At 34.5% G+C, this 18,810-nt stretch carries 17 protein-coding genes; 13 read left to right on the top strand and 4 right to left on the bottom strand.

What is annotated here, in order from left to right:
* Positions 1–264: 264 nt before the first annotated feature.
* Positions 265–984, bottom strand: a complete 720-nt coding sequence (locus GMA06_RS06990; protein ID WP_163545404.1) for a GntR family transcriptional regulator — start codon at positions 982–984, stop codon at positions 265–267.
* Positions 985–1,096: 112 nt separating this feature from the next.
* Between GMA06_RS06990 and GMA06_RS06995 the strand changes: the two genes are divergently transcribed.
* From GMA06_RS06995 to GMA06_RS07025, 7 genes are all read left to right on the top strand, one after another.
* Positions 1,097–2,863, top strand: coding sequence for a beta-galactosidase family protein (locus GMA06_RS06995; protein ID WP_163562148.1), 1,767 nt, complete (start codon positions 1,097–1,099; stop codon positions 2,861–2,863).
* Between the two features lie 102 nt (positions 2,864–2,965).
* Positions 2,966–3,445, top strand: a complete 480-nt coding sequence (locus GMA06_RS07000) for a PTS system mannose/fructose/N-acetylgalactosamine-transporter subunit IIB (protein WP_163545402.1) — start codon at positions 2,966–2,968, stop codon at positions 3,443–3,445.
* Positions 3,446–3,476: 31 nt separating this feature from the next.
* Positions 3,477–4,355, top strand: coding sequence for a PTS mannose/fructose/sorbose/N-acetylgalactosamine transporter subunit IIC (locus GMA06_RS07005; protein WP_163545401.1), 879 nt, complete (start codon positions 3,477–3,479; stop codon positions 4,353–4,355).
* Positions 4,342–5,190, top strand: a complete 849-nt coding sequence (locus GMA06_RS07010; RefSeq protein ID WP_163545400.1) for a PTS system mannose/fructose/sorbose family transporter subunit IID — start codon at positions 4,342–4,344, stop codon at positions 5,188–5,190. Before GMA06_RS07005 ends, GMA06_RS07010 begins: the two co-directional genes overlap by 14 nt.
* Before the next feature lie 13 nt (positions 5,191–5,203).
* Positions 5,204–5,608 carry a PTS fructose transporter subunit IIA gene (locus GMA06_RS07015; protein WP_163545399.1) on the top strand — a complete coding sequence of 135 codons (405 nt, stop codon included), beginning with the start codon at positions 5,204–5,206 and terminating at the stop codon, positions 5,606–5,608.
* A gap of 831 nt (positions 5,609–6,439) precedes the next feature.
* Entirely contained in the window at positions 6,440–6,892 is a 453-nt protein-coding gene (locus tag GMA06_RS07020) for a LytTR family DNA-binding domain-containing protein (RefSeq protein WP_163545398.1), read from the top strand.
* A 4-nt stretch (positions 6,893–6,896) separates the two neighbouring features.
* On the top strand, positions 6,897–7,616 hold the full coding sequence (locus tag GMA06_RS07025; protein WP_163545397.1) for a LiaF domain-containing protein: 720 nt from the start codon (positions 6,897–6,899) through the stop codon (positions 7,614–7,616).
* Positions 7,617–7,774: 158 nt separating this feature from the next.
* Here GMA06_RS07025 and adhP read toward each other — a convergent pair whose 3' ends face one another.
* The gene (gene adhP, locus GMA06_RS07030; RefSeq protein WP_163545396.1) at positions 7,775–8,824 is read right to left on the bottom strand and encodes an alcohol dehydrogenase AdhP; all 1,050 of its coding nucleotides are present in this window, start codon (positions 8,822–8,824) and stop codon (positions 7,775–7,777) included.
* 224 nt (positions 8,825–9,048) lie between these two features.
* Positions 9,049–10,941, bottom strand: coding sequence for a fructose-1,6-bisphosphatase (locus GMA06_RS07035; RefSeq protein WP_163562149.1), 1,893 nt, complete (start codon positions 10,939–10,941; stop codon positions 9,049–9,051).
* Positions 10,942–11,393: 452 nt separating this feature from the next.
* Between GMA06_RS07035 and GMA06_RS07040 the strand changes: the two genes are divergently transcribed.
* From GMA06_RS07040 to GMA06_RS07065, 6 genes are read left to right on the top strand one after another with little or no spacing between them, the layout of a single operon-like run.
* On the top strand, positions 11,394–14,915 hold the full coding sequence (locus GMA06_RS07040) for an InlB B-repeat-containing protein (RefSeq protein WP_163562150.1): 3,522 nt from the start codon (positions 11,394–11,396) through the stop codon (positions 14,913–14,915).
* Complete coding sequence (locus GMA06_RS07045; protein WP_163562151.1) at positions 14,905–15,141, top strand: hypothetical protein; 237 nt, start codon at positions 14,905–14,907, stop codon at positions 15,139–15,141. Before GMA06_RS07040 ends, GMA06_RS07045 begins: the two co-directional genes overlap by 11 nt.
* The gene (gene lepB, locus GMA06_RS07050; protein WP_205426273.1) at positions 15,116–15,679 is read left to right on the top strand and encodes a signal peptidase I; all 564 of its coding nucleotides are present in this window, start codon (positions 15,116–15,118) and stop codon (positions 15,677–15,679) included. Before GMA06_RS07045 ends, lepB begins: the two co-directional genes overlap by 26 nt.
* A gap of 20 nt (positions 15,680–15,699) precedes the next feature.
* Positions 15,700–16,857 carry an FctA domain-containing protein gene (locus GMA06_RS07055; protein ID WP_163545391.1) on the top strand — a complete coding sequence of 386 codons (1,158 nt, stop codon included), beginning with the start codon at positions 15,700–15,702 and terminating at the stop codon, positions 16,855–16,857.
* Positions 16,858–16,871: 14 nt separating this feature from the next.
* Positions 16,872–17,597, top strand: a complete 726-nt coding sequence (srtB, locus tag GMA06_RS07060) for a class B sortase (RefSeq protein ID WP_163545390.1) — start codon at positions 16,872–16,874, stop codon at positions 17,595–17,597.
* A 27-nt stretch (positions 17,598–17,624) separates the two neighbouring features.
* Positions 17,625–18,245 carry an FctA domain-containing protein gene (locus GMA06_RS07065; RefSeq protein WP_163562152.1) on the top strand — a complete coding sequence of 207 codons (621 nt, stop codon included), beginning with the start codon at positions 17,625–17,627 and terminating at the stop codon, positions 18,243–18,245.
* A gap of 230 nt (positions 18,246–18,475) precedes the next feature.
* Here GMA06_RS07065 and GMA06_RS07070 read toward each other — a convergent pair.
* Positions 18,476–18,810 (bottom strand): transposase (locus tag GMA06_RS07070; protein ID WP_163561595.1); only part of this gene is annotated, 335 nt, incomplete at its 5' end.

Here is an 18,810-nt window from a genome sequence, read left to right on the forward strand (position 1 = left end):
CAATGATTTTTTATGTCGAATGTCACACTCTGATATGTTTTCATGATCAAATGTGATGTTTTTATCCTTTAATTGTAGTAAGATTTCTGTTATATTAGACATAGGCAATTTCTCCTTATTATTTGGTGGTACTTTTAATTTAAGAGAAAATTGCCTTTTTGTCTACATAAAATTAGGGTTGCTGGCTTATGCCATCAACCCTAAAAATTATACAGCCGTTTTTTATTGTATTAGCGAATAGAAACTACCGGTAAAATTTTCTAATTATTTATGAGATAGAGAACTGATTTCAAATTTATAGAAATCCCATCGTTTGTAAGATTCAACATATTCTAAAATTTGTTTTGAAAAAACACTTGATTTTGTTCGTCTGATTTGTAATACAGCAGGTTCCATATCTTTTAACTCTAAAATTGTTTGAACATGTTCAGGTAGATTTAACATAATTTCATTCGTTTCTTTAAAGCGTTGACTTTCCATATCAATGTTAAAGTCATCTTTAAAACGAGTGTAAATAGATGTATAATACTCGTTCATATTTTCTATATCTTTACGAATAAATTTACTGTTGACATACGTTTTTTGGTAAATATATGGCGTGTTATTTGCTGTTCTAACACGTTCGATACAAAAATAATGTTCTTTTGCTGATAAATGTAGCATTTTTAAATAAAAAGGATCGTTTCCTTTTGTAATAGATAAAACAGTGACGGTATCTTCATCTGCCGAGAATTTTTCTATATCAGAAAATTCAACATGTTTTCCTTTTCTTGAACGAGATACAAATGTCCCTTTTCCTTGATAACGCACAACATAGCCGTCTTTTACTAATTCGTTTAAAGCACGAATAATTGTAATCGAGCTGACGTGGTACATTTTTGCCAATTCAGCTTCTGTGTAAAATTTATCTCCATTTTTAAAAATACCGGATTTGATTTGGGTTTCTAGATCTATTTTTATTTGTTGGTATTTAGGTATACTCATATTATTCTCCTTTTTATATTATAATATTATGATAATCCATAATGTGCATATTGACAAATAAAAAAATGAGAATTATTATATTAACATAATGTAGTGTGATGGAGGTGGAACTATGACACGGTTTGAAATTAAAGATACATTCCTTTTGGATGGTAAACCGTTTCATATTTTGTCAGGGGCGATTCACTATTTTAGAGTTCACCCTAAAGATTGGTATCACTCTTTGTATAATTTGAAGGCGCTAGGATTTAATACAGTTGAAACGTATGTTCCTTGGAATCTTCATGAACCTAAAAAAAATGAATATCACTTTGACAATGGATTAGATATTGAAAAGTTTTTGACACTTGCACAGGAAATAGGATTATATGCGATTGTTAGACCGTCTCCTTATATTTGTGCTGAATGGGAATTTGGTGGTTTTCCTGCTTGGTTATTAGAGGAGTCGATACGTATCCGTTCTAGTGATGAACGTTATTTACAGTACGTTTCTAATTATTATGATACGTTATTATCTAAATTAGTACCTCACCAACTCGACAATGGTGGGAATATATTGATGTGTCAGATAGAAAACGAATACGGCTCTTACGGTGAAGATAAAGAGTATTTAAGGGGAATAAAGCAACTAATGCGAGAAAAAGGGATAACAGTTCCTTTATTTACTTCTGATGGCGCATGGAGAGCAACGTTGCGAGCAGGGAGTATGATTGAAGACGATATTTTACCAACGGGTAATTTTGGTTCCAAAGCAGATGAAAATTTTGGGAATTTAAAAGCATTTTTTGAAGAATATGGAAAGACATTCCCATTGATGTGTATGGAATTTTGGGATGGTTGGTTTAATCGTTGGAATGAGCCTGTGATTAGACGCGATCCAGAAGAATTAGCACAAGCCGTTTACGATGTCATGAAACAGGCAAGTATTAACTTATATATGTTCCATGGTGGTACAAACTTTGGGTTTATGAATGGATGTTCTGCCCGTGGACGAAAAGATTTGCCGCAAGTAACATCTTATGATTATGATGCCCTATTAGATGAACAAGGTAATCCGACAGCGAAATATATGGCTGTTTCTAAGATGTTAAAAGAAAAATTTCCACATTTGGTACAAAAAGCACCTCTTGTGAAAGGAACAATGGCTATTTGTGATATTCCGTTGGAGAGCAAAGTAAGTTTATTTAACACGCTTCACTCTATTGCGGATCCGATTTACGCAAAATACCCAAAAACAATGGAAGCTTTAGGACAAAATGTTGGGTACACATTATATCGTACAAAACTTGAACAAGATGCACAAGAAGAACGATATAGAGTGATTGATGCCAGCGATAGAATACAATTTTATTTAAATGGGAAACACATTGTTACACAATATCAGTTTGATGTAGGTGAAGATATTTTAACAAACGTACCAGAAAAAGAAAATCAAATAGATATTCTTGTGGAAAATATGGGACGTGTCAATTACGGGCATAAACTACTGGCGGACACACAGCATAAAGGTATCCGTACAGGTGTGACGGCAGACTTACATTTTCTAACAAATTGGGAGCATTATACATTGCCTTTGGATAATGTGACAGATGTCGATTTTTCAAAAGAGTGGGTAGAAAATCAACCTGCATTTTATAAATATAGTGTTGAAATAGAAGATCCACTGGATACTTTTGTTGATATGACAGGATTTGGAAAGGGGGCTGTATTTATTAACGGCTATCATATCGGACGTTTTTGGGAAGTTGGGCCAATCATGAGTTTATATGCACCAAGTGGTGTATGGAAACAAGGAAAAAATGATATTGTGGTGTTTGAAACAGAAGGTGTTTATCAATCGAATATTTGTTTATCACATCAACCAATTATAAAAAATTGATGAAAATTTTGATTTTTTTATTGAAAACGATTGCTGTTTTTGAAAAAAGTGGTAAAATAAGAGTGTGAAAACAATATGTTCATATATTAAGGAGGAGAAAATATGGCTATCGTTGCATGTCGTATTGACGGCCGTTTAATCCACGGTCAAGTAGCAAATTTATGGTCAACAAAACTTAATATTTCACGTATTATGGTTATTGATGATGAAGTTGCTGAAAACGCTATTGAAAAAAGCGGTCTAAAATTAGCAACACCACCTGGTGTTAAATTGAGTGTGCTGCCTATTGAAAAGGCTGCCAATAATATTCTAGAGGGAAAATATGACTCTCAACGTTTATTGATTGTAGCACGCAAACCAGACAGATTCCTACGTTTAGTAGAAGCAGGTGTGACAATTCCAGAATTAAATGTTGGTAATATGTCACAAACACCTGAAACTAAACCAGTAACACGAACAATTCATGTTGTAGATGCTGACATCGAAGCATTTGGAAAATTGAATGAGAAAGGAGTTAAATTAGTCGCACAAATGGTTCCAAGTGATCCGGTGGAAGATTTTATGAAATTATTAAATAAATAAGTAAGTATATTTTTATTAGGAGGAATTATTTATGATTCATTGGTGGCAAATATTATTACTAACTTTATATGCTGCATATCAAATTTTAGATGAATTAACAATCGTATCATCAGCTGGGTCACCAGTTTTTGCAGGTTGTGTAGCAGGGTTAGTTATGGGAGATTTACAAACAGGTCTATTTATTGGTGGTAGCTTACAATTAGTTGTTCTAGGTGTTGGAACATTCGGTGGGGCTTCACGTATTGATGCTAACTCAGGAGCAGTTTTAGCAACAGCATTCTCAGTAGCATTCAAAATTGACCCACAACAAGCAATCGCAACTATTGCGGTACCAGTAGCAACATTACTTATCCAATTTGACGTGTTAGGTCGTTTCTTAACAACATTCTTCCAACACAAAATTGATAGAGATATTGAAAACTTCAACTATAAAGCAATTGAACGTGACTACCTATTAGGTGCTTTCCCTTGGGCATTATCACGTGCATTACCAGTATTCTTTGCATTAGCTTTAGGTCAAGGTGCTGTTCAAGGTATCATTGACTTTATTAACACAAATATTCCTTGGTTAGCAACTGGTTTAACAGTAGCCGGTGGTGCTTTACCTGGTGTCGGTTTTGCTATCTTATTACGTTACTTACCAGTGAAAAAACACTTCCCTTATTTAATTTTAGGGTTTGTGTTAACAGCAATGTTAAGCGTACTATTTGCTTCAGTACAAACATTAGGTGGAGCTGTAGCAGGATTGTCTAAAGAATTTACTGGTGTATTCCAAGGTTTACCAGTTTTAGGTGTTGCTTTAATTGGTTTTGCTTTAGCATCTATTCATTTCAAAAATAGTTTTAATGTTCCATCAGGAGCAGTAGCAAGTTCAGCAGCGGAAGGAGAAGTTGACGATGACGAAATCTAATTACAAATTAACAAAAGAAGATTTTAATCAAATTAACCGTCGTAGTTTATTTACATATCAATGGGGTTGGAACTATGAACGTATGCAAGCGTCAAGCTATCTATACATGATTTTACCTCAATTACGTAAAATGTACGGTGACGGAACACCAGAATTGAAAACAATGATGAAAACTCATTCTCAATTCTTCAATACATCTCCATTCTTCCATACAATTATTGCAGGTATTGACTTAGCTTTAGAAGAAGAACAAGGTGTAGACTCAGCAGAAGCTGTTTCAGGTATTAAAACTGGTTTAATGGGACCATTCGCTTCTATTGGGGATGCAATTTTCGGTTCAACAATTCCAGCTATCTTTGGTGCGATTGCTGCCAATATGGCTGTACAAGAAGTTGGCGGTAAAAACAACGGAACACCATTTGGTATCCTAATCTGGATTTTAGCAAATATTGCAATTATGTTCTTCCGTTGGAAACAATTAGAGTTTGCCCACAAAGAAGGGGTTTCTCTAGTAACAACAATGCAAGCTCGTTTAGCAGCTTTAACAGATGCGGCAACATTATTAGGGGTATTCATGGTTGGTGCCTTAGTTGCAACAATGGTAAACATTAAATTCGTTGCTGTACCAGAAGTATTTGGTGTTAAAATCAATATTCAAAATACTCTAGATTCTATTTTCCCTAAATTAGTACCACTTGCTGTAACAGGTTTTGTATACTGGTTATTAGGTAAAAAAGGTATGACATCAACTAAAGCAATCTTTATTGTTATCGCGTTGATTGTTGCTTTAGCTGGTTTAGGTCATCTAGTAAATATGCCAATTATTGCAAAATAGAAAAGAGAAAATTATGTCAAAACATTTAATCTTAATTAGTCATGGTGTCTTTTGTGAAGCACTAAAGGCAAGTACAGAAATGATTATGGGACCGCAAGATTATATTCATGCTATTCCATTATTACCGTCAGAAGGTCCTGAAGATTTTCAACAAAAATTTGAAGCATTAACAGACGGATTAGAAGAATACACTGTATTTGCTGATTTAATGGGTGGAACGCCTTGTAATGTGGCGTCACGCTTATTGATGTCAGGTGCAAAATCATTTGATTTATATGCAGGTATGAGCATGCCAATGGTTATTGGTTTTATCAATAGTGTTCTCGTTGGACAAGAAACAGATCTTATCGCAAACACAAAAGAAAACATTTGTTATGTCAATGCTTTATTACAAACAGATGACGATGATGATGAGTAATATGTTAAAAACGCTAGTGTGTCAAACACTAGCGTTTTTTGTTCTATAATAAATCGTGTTGGTGGGAATAATCCACCAACACGATTTGACGAAGAGCCTGCTTTTTTGAGTGTATGTGAAATGGTGTCGGTGACTAAAAATGAAGCAACTTTATCAATAGATAATGAGTTTTTTTCTTTTTAAATAACCGATTCACAATGAGTATTTTAGCTCTTAAATTATAAAAGTTGGGCTCTATAATATTTAGTTGCATATCAAATCGTATCAATAACCGATTATTATAATAACTATTGTCATCAATAAATAATACTAAATTTCAATATACAATAAAAAAGTAGGGGGGTCATTCAAAAAAGAAATTCTAATTAGACTATTTTACTAAAAACAATGTTTAGACGATGTGTCTTAAGCGTGTATCATCATTCTAAAAAGATGAGGTTTAGTAAAGAACAAAATAGCTAGGCATCAATCTGTTTGTATAGATTGATGCCTAGCTATTTGTTTTTTAATATCAGATAGAAAAATACCATAGCTAAAAAATAAATTTTTATAATTATATTCTAAAGTAATAATGTCCTATCAGTAAGAGTATGAAAGATGATTATTTTTGATATATGACATATATTAACTTTTGTTCTAAAATGTTTTTGACCGAGTATTTTATACCACTTATATGCTGATTTATACCACTTGTCGTGAAAATATATCTTTTTTAACAAGGAAAAGATATACTTTTTATAAAGAAATGAGGGATTATTATGGTCATACGCATTGAAATTATATATGATATAAATACACAGGAAGAAAACGATGCGAAAGGAGAGAGTATGGTTGAGGGTAATTATAGAGTTGGATGAATTACTTCAAGATATTGAAGTCATTATCAAGGCACCGGCATTTGATGAACGGCTTGCTAATTTACAAAGAGCTATTGAGATGAGTGCAAAGCGTTCTTTAAATTTTGTGTTTTATAAAGAAAATAGCGAATATTATATACCAATTTCAGATATACTATTTTTTGAAACGCAAGGAAATGTTGTGTGTGCACATACAGAGAGGGATACGTATACAATCAAATTAAAATTATACGAGATAGAATCAAATATGCCGATTGAGTTTGTGCGTATTTCCAAGTCGACTATTGTCAACACCAAAAAGATTTATGCATTGGATAAGTCTTTTTCTGGAACGAGTACGATTTCTTTTTATAAGACACATAAACAAGTGCATGTGTCTAGACATTACTATAAAACATTAAAAGATAGATTAAATGAAACGAGGTAAAACAATGAAAAAACAATTATGGGGTTTGGGTTTTCTATTCTTATCGGTATTAGTAATATTGCATTATTTTAAAGTGGTACCAAATATACCGTTGATGCTTATTATTGTAACGGTGTTTTTATTAAATTGGCTGATTAAAAGTATTATGGGACGTAATTTATTTGGTGTGTTCACTTCTTGTGTTGCAGGATTTTTGTTCTACAATCATGAATTTAAATTTGTAGATATACCATATTGGACAGTTATACTATCAGCTGTTTTAGCTTACGTTGGTATCACGATGATTTTTGAGCAGTATAAACCAAAAAAAGTGTATTATCATGCGAAATTTCAAAATGAATCTATTATTGACGGTGATGATTTTGAAGAAGTAAGAGATGGTATGTATGATGAAAAAGCACATTCAGTTAGTCGTACATCTTTTTCAAGTAGTACAAAATATGTGCATACGAATAACGTAGACGGTATGTCCTTTAGTTGTTCATTTGGAGAAAGTAAAGTGTTTTTTGATGATGCAAAAATACGAGATAGCCAAGCACAAATACATGTGACTGTGTCCTTTGGAGAAATGACTTTATTTATTCCAAAAAATTGGCAAGTCATCAATAATGTGACAGTTTTTCTAGGAGAAGTTACCCAAGCACAAAATATTCTTGCCTATGAAAAAACACTTATGATAGATGGTAATGTTCAATTCGGAGAGTTAAATATTGTTTATATTTAGAAATATTTTGAGTGATGACAAGATGTCGTCACTCTTTTTAGTTGATATGAATATTTTGTATATTAGAGATATATGAAGAAATAAGATTTGCCAATATTATAGAAAACAACAACCCCGTAGCCACAATTGGCTACGGGGTTGTTGTTAAACATACTAAATTATCCGTTACAGCAAGCACATCCGCTGCATTCTTTTTTCATGTCGATAACCATACGTCCTTGAATTGTTCCGTTTTCCATTTCTTCAAAGACATCGTTTACTTCGTCTAAAGCACGTGTTTGAACGACTGGTACGACTTTACCTTCTGCACCGAATTGGAATGCTTCTTCCAAGTCTTTACGTGTACCAACTAGAGAACCGATAACTTCGATACCGTCTAAAACAGCTTTAACGATTGGTAAGTCCATTGTTTCTGAAGGTAAACCAACAGCAACAACTTTACCTGCTGCACGTACACAGTTAATAGCGTCGTTGAATGCTACTTTAGAAACGGCTGTTACAACAGCTGAGTGAGCACCGCCAACTTTTTCTTGAATATATGCAGCTGTGTCGCTAATTTCTTTTGCATTCAAAGCAATATCAGCACCTACTTCTAAAGCTAAATCCAATTTGTCTTGATTAACATCAATCGCAATAACATGAGCGTTGAAAACATGTTTAGCGTATTGGATAGCTAAGTTTCCTAAACCTCCACAACCGTAAATCGCAATCCATTGACCAGGTTTTGCATCAGCAACTTTAATTGCTTTGTAAGTTGTAACACCTGCACATGTGATAGAACTTGCTTGTGCTGGGTCTAATCCTTCAGGAACTTTAACAGCATAATCAGCTGTTACTAAACATTGTTCAGCCATACCACCGTCAACACTGTATCCTGCATTTTTTACTTTACGACATAATGTTTCACGTCCTGTTGTACAGTATTCACAACTACCACAACCTTCAAAGAACCATGCAATACTAACACGATCTCCAACTTTCAAGCTAGTAACACCTGGACCAATTTCAGAAACGATACCAATTCCTTCATGACCTAAAACACGACCAGGTACTTGACCAAAATCGCCATGTGCTACGTGTAAATCTGTATGACACACACCACAGTATTCCACATCAACCAATGCTTCTCCGTAACCTACTTTTGGTGTTTCTTTTTCAACGATCTCCACACGACCATTACTTTCTTTTGTGACAACTGCTGCTCTCATATAAACACTCCTTCTTATTAGTGATTTTATTCACATTTGAGAAATTACTCAAATGTTTATTACAAACCTATTATATACCAATGTTTTAAAGAAATAAAGTAGTTTGTTTATTTTATTTACATTTAAAATTTTTAATAAAAAGTCCTAATTTGTGATAAAAATCACATATCGTAATTATTTTGATATAAGCAAACCCCGATACAAAAATATCGGGGGCTTACTTATTATTCTTTATTTAATAATGCATATAGTGTGTTAATTTGATCTTGCAGTCGTTTGCCAACAGTTGTATCTCGGACACGTTTTCTTTCGAGTACACGGTCGACAATACGTTTTGTAGATAAAACATCCGTTTCTTCTCTTAAAGCCACTTCTTTTGTGTCAAAATGTTTATGCGTGATAAGCTGCATGCCATAAGAATTATATAAAAGAGTATAACCGTGGATACCTGTTGTTTTATGGTAAGGTAGAGAAAAACCACCGTCAATCACAATCATTTTACCATTTGCTTTAATTGGACATTCGCCTTTGATTTCTTTAACTGGTGTATGACCGTTAATGATGTGCCCATCTTTTGTAGGTACACCGAACTCTTTTAAAATCATTTTGACTGTTTCTAAGTTTTCACGTGCAGAGTAGTATTTATTTTTATTTTCTGCATGTGTTTCTTTGTCTTGGATAAAATATCTTTCAAATGTTTTCATGACATCTTTACCAAATAAAGAAGAATATTTTCCGGTCCATAAATACCACATCATATCCGTTGAGAAATCATCTTGTATGTGTGGATGAGCAGCACTATACCGTACATAGCTTTCAAATTTATCAAAAAGAGCTTTACCATGGTATTTTTGATTTTCCAATGTCAACGAAGCAAATTGTTCATTTTCTGTTAGGGGCACACAACCGTGGTAGAGTAGATTTCCGTTGTAAAGAGTGTATAGACTTCCAACCTCTAGTAAAAAATCCATATGGCGTTTTAGTTTTTCGCTGTTTTGGAATGAACGATTTAATTTCGCTAAAATATGACGTTCTTCATCGGTTAAGGCTTCGGGGTCATTGTCATTCAGCATAGATGTATCAAAATATTGTAATGGATATTCTTTTCCGTCCAATGTAATGGTATTGTGTTTTGTGTCAATTTGTGTTAGAAGACGGCGATTTGCCATATCAAATTCAGGACGACGTTTAATGATTTGACTTTCTAGTTTAAATTGTAAAAACGTAATGGCTTGATGTAATTTAGAAATTTGTTTTGCTTCTTCTTCCCCAAGTGTTTGGTTGGGTAGTAATTTAGGTCTAAAGTTAGGGAAGTCTTTATAATATTTTTCTGCGTATGTAAATAAAGGACGTAGATTTATACCGTAACTATCTTCAATAATGCTTAAATTATTGTATCTAGCACAAATACGAATAACATTTGCCATACACACAAGCGAGCCAGAAACGGCACCAAGCCATAAAATATCATGGTTTCCCCACTGGATATCGACAGAATGATAGTGCATGAGTGTTTCCATAATTTCATCGGGAGCAGGGCCGCGATCGTAAATATCACCAACGACGTGCAAATGGTCGACAATCAGTTGTTGCATTACATAGGACAGAGCAATAATTAAGTCATCTGCTTGTTCTAACGCAATCAAATTGTCAACAATGGCACTATAATATTTCTGTTTATCTCCTCCTACATTACTTTTATAAAGTAGTTCTTCGATAATATAAACAAATCGACTAGGTAATGCTTTTCTTACTTTTGAACGTGTATACTTACTCGCAACAAATTCTAAAAATTCGATCAAACGATAAATTGTAACCGCATACCAGTTTTTCAAAAGAGAATCTTCCATACTGTCTTGAATGAGGCTTAATTTTTCTTCTGGATAAACAATCAATGTTGTCAGCTGTGAAATATCCGAAGTGGTCAGTCGCCCACCAAATAAATCATTTAATTTCGCACGTACATTTCCCGATGCGTTTCTCAAAATATATTGAAAAGCAAAATATTCTCCATGGACGTCGCTTACAAAATGTTCCGTCCCTTTTGGTAAATTTAAAATAGCTTCTAAATTAATAATTTCGGTAATAATGTCCTCATTTGAAAGCGTCGCTGTCATTGTTTTGTCCTCTTCGTATATGATAGATTTTGTATACACTAATGGTAACAATGTGAAGGAGATGTGTCAATTAAAAAGTAAAACGCTGTCATTTTTTTGAACTTAAATTTTTTTATAAATTTATTAGAAAATATTCACGACAAATAAAATGAAAAAGTAATAGAGGATAAAAGGGGTGAGAAACTTGTTGTTATAATAAGGTTTTATAAAAAATAAAAGTCGAACGAAGTGGAATATATCTTATGTTTTATAAAGAAAAAATATGTATAATATAAATTTTTAATAAAATTTGAATAAAATAATTTTAAGATTTCTATTGACAACAATACTCAAGATGATAAAATAACATCTGTTAGTCGACGTAGCAGCGATGCCTCCCAAACCCGAAAAACTCGGGGGGGGGGTATTTTTAGTGGTTTATTTTATTAAAGAAAGAGGGTAGAAATGTAGATGTGAAAACTGTAAAGAAAAAATGGTTGATTTGGTTTACAGTTCTGTTATTAGTTGTACAATCGACAAATTTGTACTATTCAGGGACATTATTTGCCGAAGAACAGCAAACAGAACAAGATAATTCCAATATAGCTGGAAATCTTAGTAGTGAATACGATGTCGATACGGTGGATCAAACATTACAAGCAACTATCTATCAAGATGCTAGTTATCAAGAATTGGCAGAAGAAGTTAGTGCTATTACATTGAGTGGGAAAATGCCACAAGGTGCGACTGTCAAAGCATATCCTGCTGAAGTACCGACAGGGGCTGAAACAGTTTTGTTTGCTTATGACATTACGATTTATGATACAAATGGGCGTGTTTTTAATCCAAAAGAGTCTGATAGTATTCAAGTAAGTGTGTCAAACCCCGTTCTTGAAAATGCTTCGAATATTAAGATTTATCACGTTGAAGGGGATACTCAACAAAAGGAGGAAGTGATACCAAAAGAAACGCAAGATGATACCGTTACTTTTGACGCAAAAAGTTTCTCTGTTTACATAGGAACGGGATTAAGTAGTCATAAAGTTCATACGTATCGTTTTTATGATGAACAAGGGCAAGAGTTATATGTTCGTAGACTATCTACTGGAGAAAAACTAAGCAAGCCACCAACAGTATACAAAGATGGGTATGTGTTTACAGGTTGGTATACTGCTCAAACAGGTGGAACAAAGTTTGAGGATAATAAATTTACAGTAGAAGGTCCATTGAGAAACGACCAAGAAACTAAACTATATGCACGATATCAAAAAGCGTATTTTGTACGGTACTTATCTAAATCACAACAAGGTGCACCAGCGTGGTTTACACAAAAATATCCACGTTCAGACGGTAATGATGTATTAGATTTTAAAAATATTCCTTTTGTAGCAGATGATGGAAAAGTGTTGACAGGTTGGTCGAGAACATTAGATGGACGTACACCGGTTGCTGAGGGTACACCTGTGACGTCGGATATGGATCTTTATCCAATTATACAACCGGCCCGCTGGATTTATTTTGAGACAAATGGAGCAGAGTCACTTTCTCCAGTTTATGTTTTAGCCAATCAACAAAATAAAACCAAAAAACCAGCAGATCCAGTTAGAAAAGGGTACACATTTGCAGGGTGGTTTGCGGATAAAGAATTAAAAGTCCCATTTAACTGGGATGCTAGACCGCAACGTGATACAACGATTTATGCTAAATGGACACCAAGTAAAACAAGTTATACGATTGTTTATTGGAAACAAAAAGTAACACATCCCCTTGGGCAAGCTGATCCGACTCATGATGACTATGATTATTGGAAGAGTACAGTTGTATCTAATGTCGATACGGGCAGTGCGACACCTACATCTATTGCTCCAGAGAATGAGCAAGGATTTGGATTTTCTTATGCTGAAAGAAGTCATGATACAGTAAAAGGTGACGGATCAACCATTATCAATGTTTATTATGACCGAAAGGTAGTAACGGTTCGTTATTACGAAGGAGAGAGAAGTGAAAAACCATTCCGTACATCAGTCGGACTTTGGGAGTCACCGATTACTGATTTTCCTGAATTAACGAATGGGACACCGCACTTTACATTTGATACAGGGAGAAGACGGTCTGATGTTACTATTACAACAACCTATTGGCCAGATTTTAGATTTGAGGAGCGACATATGATAGCTCCTGCTAATTATACCGTTCATTTAAGATATACCTCTCTTATAGATAACAGAAATGCTTATACAATTTATTGGTATGTTCAAGAACCTGATGGTTCATATCGTTTGGTGCATGGACAAAAAGCTGAACTAAGTGGAACGGCCTTTACATTAACCAATAAATTTAGAGGATATGAAATTGTATCTGCTTCAGATCATAATGCAAATAGATTTTTTCCTGCAACAGAGGGAAGTCGACTTGCACCAAAGAGAATAGGTTATGATGTTCGTTTAGATAGAAAACGGTACACTATTGATTATAAGTATGGGAATGCGACAACAGTTGGGAATAAAACAGGTATTCCTTATGGTACAACATTAGATGCCTCTTATAACTTAAATGAACCTAGTAGACCGGCAAATATTCCGTCACATTACGTTTGGAAAGGGTGGGCATTAGACCCAGCTGGTTCTAAATTTATAAAATTTGATGGTTCTTATAAAATGGATGCAAGTAATTTAGTGTTATATGCGATTTGGAAACCGGTTGATGTGACTGTAACTTTTGATAGCAATGGTGGTTCACCTGTTCCAAGTCAGCCACTTGCGTCAGGAGACAGTGCGCAAAAACCAACAGACCCAACACGACCAAATTATCGGTTTGCCGGTTGGAAACTAAATGGTAATTTGTATAGTTTCAATTCAGAAGTGAATAGAAATATTACCTTGGTTGCACAATGGATACCGACAACGGTTGCTAATTTGTATTATCATCCAAATACGGCAACTGGAGAAATAAAAAAAGCAACAAATTCGGATTTTCCAGATGTTGACGGTAAAGTTGAGAAAATAGAAACGAACTGGGGCTGGAGAGCACCGGCTACGTCAGACGGTTTTGTTAGTTGGAATACGAAAGCTGATGGGACAGGGACGACTTATTATCCGGGAGATGCTATTCCATTACCTGCTGGGGATGCACATTTGTATGCACAGTGGTCAGAAAACAGAAAAGTAGATGTGACCTATCATTTTAATTATCCATCACTTTATTCAAGACAACAGCCAAATCCTTTAGTTCAACAATTTGAGGCGAATGATGATAATGCAAAAATTGGTGGAAATAATTCAGCTAAATTCTTTGGGAATAAATTAACTTTAGCAGGATATAAATTCTTAGGGTGGTCTACTCAACCGACAGGGAATACTGAATTCGCTCAAACTGGAGACAAGTTTCATGTCGATACGTTAAACAAAGAAAGCGAAAATGCTTTGTATGCGCGTTGGCAACGTGAAGCGCTGATTACCGTGAAAAAAGAAGTTGATGGTAATCAGATTGATAATAATACACCTAATAGAGAATTTACTTTTCACTATAAAATCCATCTACCTGGTTCCGTATTTGAATCTCGGAGTAGTATAAACGGAAGTTTTACGCTTCGTCCGGGTGAAACAAAAACTTTAGAACAAATAACGGCAGATCAACCAGATCCAAACAAACGTTTTACTGTTTTACCAGAGGGTGCCGGTATTCGAATTGCAGAAGTAAAGAATGATCATGTTCAAGATGTCGAAACATGGAAATTTGCATTGAATAATCCAAACGTAATGGAGAAAAAACTATTAGGTAGTTTAGCGGATAGAAATGGAGTAAAAATCTGGGAGTATGAAGTGGGTGAAACGAGTGATAATGCTCATGTCGTCTTTAAAAATACGAAGATTGCTTCTCCACCTACAGGACTATTTTTTGATAGTGTCCCTGCAATGCTATTAAGTGGATTTGCACTCATAGCTATTTTATATATCGTACTTTTCCAAAAAAGAGGTAGACACTATGACGATTAAGAGTGAAACAGAATTACTTGCCTTTTTCAAAAAATTAAAATTCAAAAAGAAATTCTTTTTCGGTGTAGATGAAAAGGATGTTTGGAGAAAATTAGCTAACTTGCAACAAGAGTATCAAACATTAATCGCAATACACGATGCAAAGTATGAGGCCTTACTGGCAGAGCGTGATAATCTCATCAATGCTAGAAGGAGTCATCATGATGAAAAAAAGGAAATCTATTAAAGAACAAACTGTTGAGGATATTATTAAGCAACGTTTAAAGAGATTGCGTGATAAAGAGGACATTAGTCGATTTTTTAAACATCTTATTCTATTGCTAGGGAGTGTGTATCTCCTCTTTGGTTTTGTTTTTGGGCTGAGTTCAGTTCCAAATGATGAAATGATGCCTCGTATGAGTGCGGGAGATATATTCTTATATTATCGCTTAGAAAAGAGTGTGCGTAGTGGCGACGTCATTTACTTTGAAAAAGATGGCGAACATTATTTAGGACGTGTTATTGCAACAGTTGGTGAAAAGGTAGAGATTACAAGAGATAATTATGTGAAAGTAAACGATAGTTTGTTGACAGAAAGCTATATTTATCAAACAACAGCTCAATATGATTCTCGTGTGACATATCCACTTCAGTTATCGAATGAAGAAGTGTTTGTTCTTGCAGATTATCGTGAGGGTGGCAAAGATAGTCGTTATTTTGGACCAGTCAACATTCACATGATAAAAGGAAAAGTTATTACTATTTTAAGAAAATCTAATATTTAAATGAGGAGAAAGATATAACTATGAAAAATATCAAAAAATTTGCCGTGTCAGCTTTAGCTTTAAGTTTATTAGCATCAAATGTTCCAAGTGTGGCTCGTGCGGAAGAAAATGCAGCTGTGCCAAAGCACCTAGAGTTCCAAAAATGGGTACGTAAAGAAAGAGGTGTTTACGGTCCGGCAACAGACTTTACCTTTACAATCGAATCAGGTGAAGCTGCGAATGCAAATGATCAAAACAATGCTGTTTTAGCAGGACCTGAGGGTGGGGTTACTTTTGAAAAAGATACAATTAGCTTAAAACCTGAAGTAGAATCATCATTAGAAAAAAACGTGATTTATTCAGCAGAGAAAGCAAAATTAAAAATTAATAATGATAAATTTAAAGCTCCAGGTGTATACCGTTATGTAATTAGTGAAACAGTAGGTAACTACGCAGGTATGAATTATCGTACAGATAAAAAATATTTTGATGTGTATGTAAAAAATGGTGCAAATGGTACTATGGAAGTGTACGCTTATACATTTGTTAACAAAGATAATAACAAAGTAAAAGATGCACTTGGTGGCGCATTTATCAATGACTATGGTGTGAATCCTACTGACACTCCGCCAATCGTACCAACTCTAGATAACCCAAACCCAAACAATAATCCAGACCCAGAACCAAATCAAAATAACGATCCTAAAAAAGTGTTAAGCAAATTAAAAGTTAAAAAAGAAGTTCGTGGTAACCAAGGGGACAAACAAAAAGAATTTACGTTCAAATTAAAAGTTGTCGGTGATGACGGTGAAAAATATAATGTGAAATTCAGTGATAACCGTGATGCAGTTCAACTTGTAAGTGGCGGTTCAGAAGTAAGTATTAAATTAAAACATGACCAATATGCAGAAATCACTGGTTTATCATCAAATGATAAAGTGACTATCACAGAGGAATCATACACTAATGATGGATATACAACAAAATATAAACTTAGTGAAAACGTAGTTGATGAAATTGTAGGTAGTGCTGTTGCAGATAAAACAATATCTGCGAATGATACAGTGTTATTCATTAACGAAAAAGAAATCACAACACCAACAGGTTTATTACTTGAATATGGTCCATATGTGTTATTAGTAACGGCAGCAGCTGGTATGCTTATCTTCAGCTTACGTAGACGTTCAGAAGAAGAATAATTAGGAAATAATTCATGGAACAAGCTGCTATATTTGCACGAGCGGGGAATCGAGTGATTCAAAAGTGTTTCTTGTTCTTAGCCATTCTTATGTTACTTTTTGGTAGCTATTGTCTTTGGGATAATATGAGAATTAGCCAAGGTGCCTTTGTATCTAAAGATTTATTGGCGTATAAACCACATCAGGATAGTCCATTATCCTTAGTGGATTTACAAAAAATCAACGCTGACGTGTGTGGTTGGCTAACCATTGATGATACGCATATTGATTATCCACTTGTTATTGGAAAAACAACATTAGAGTATATTAACAAAGATGTTTATGGAAATTTTTCCTTATCTGGTGCTATCTTTTTAGATTCTCAAAATAGTCGAGATTTTACTGATCCATATACGGTTATTTATGGGCATCACATGAGCAATAGAGCGATGTTTGGTGATTTAGAAAATTTCTTAGAAAAAGATTTTTTTGATAAACATCAAACAGGGACATTGTCAGCACTTGAAAAAGAATTCCGTGTGAGTATTTTTGCGACAATGAGAACAGTAGCTTCTGATGAAATTGTCTATAATGTGACAAGCCGAGATGCTATGAAAGTTTTTGAGCACGTTAAAAAGAACGCTGTGCATTATCGAGAAATTGGTATTCAACCAACAGATCAGTTGATTTGTTTATCAACTTGTTCGGATACCACAACAAACGGACGTATTTTGGTATTTGGGCGAATCAGTTTGAAATAATTAGTCAGAAAGGAGTTAGATATAAACATGAAGAAAATTATTACTTATTTCGTAACCATTATCATGTTATTTGCTCTGGTGGATAAAGTGGACGCTTTTGCCGAGTCTGCCGGCTACGAAATGAATATTCCTGCGACTATTCAGATAGATGATCATACCAATTACTATAAAGAAACGGTTTTTAAAGCTGTCCTAACATCTGAGGACGGTACAGAAAAAGAACTTGACGTTAAAGCGAATACGACAGCTTACTTTAAAGGATTTACGTATACAAGAGTCGGTGACTATACGTATACGGTAAAACAAAAAGTAGGAGATAATCCATTGATTGACTATGATTCAAGTGAGTATACCGTCTTGGTACGCGTATTGAATGATGTTGGGAATGGATTAACAGCTAAAATTATTGCTGTTAAATCTGGTGAAACTGCCAAAAGTGATATTGTGTTTCACAATAACATAAAATCGGTATTTCCACCTAACAAAAAGGATGAAACAACGACAACGGTGTTAACAAAAGCATCTACGGTATTTCTTCCTTTCACAGGTGAACAACAGATTTCTATCGCTGTTGGCGTAGGAGTTTTAGCATTGGGACTTTTCCTTATTGCTTGGAAAAAAAGACGTAGGGATGATAAAGAAGAATAATGAGTGACAGACGGACATTTTGAGATGTCCGTTTGTTTTTGATTTCAGGCTCTATGTCAAATAGGGTTGATGACTCATAAAAGGTAGTGATGTCACAAATGTTACGTCACTATCTTTTTATTTTAAGTCACAAAGTGATGTACGGCTCACCGAAATGTATACGATACATGTCTCTTCCCCTACGTTGTGCGGGGAAGGAGTTATTCGTACGTCACTTTTGACTTAAACTATTAAGCAACTAGTGAAGTAGATGGTACGGTATATGGTACATATAACTTACACATGAATAAAATACGATTTCTAAAATGTGAAAAGTTACGATAACCATAGGCATTTCTCTTAAGTACCTTAATTTTATGATTGATTCCTTCAAGTGCACCGTTAGTCAAATGATGGTAGATAAAGGTGTTTTTAATATAGGGTAAATACCCTTTGAACGTTCTTAATACTCTACGTAAACCAGGAGAAATAGCTTCCTGTTTAGCCCATATGAGTATTTCTTCAAATCGGTCAAAATCTCTATTATGTAAAGCATCTCTTAATTGATGAACGACATCGTATGTGG

Source organism: Granulicatella sp. zg-84 (assembly GCF_010892375.1).
Taxonomy (GTDB): domain Bacteria; phylum Bacillota; class Bacilli; order Lactobacillales; family Aerococcaceae; genus WM01.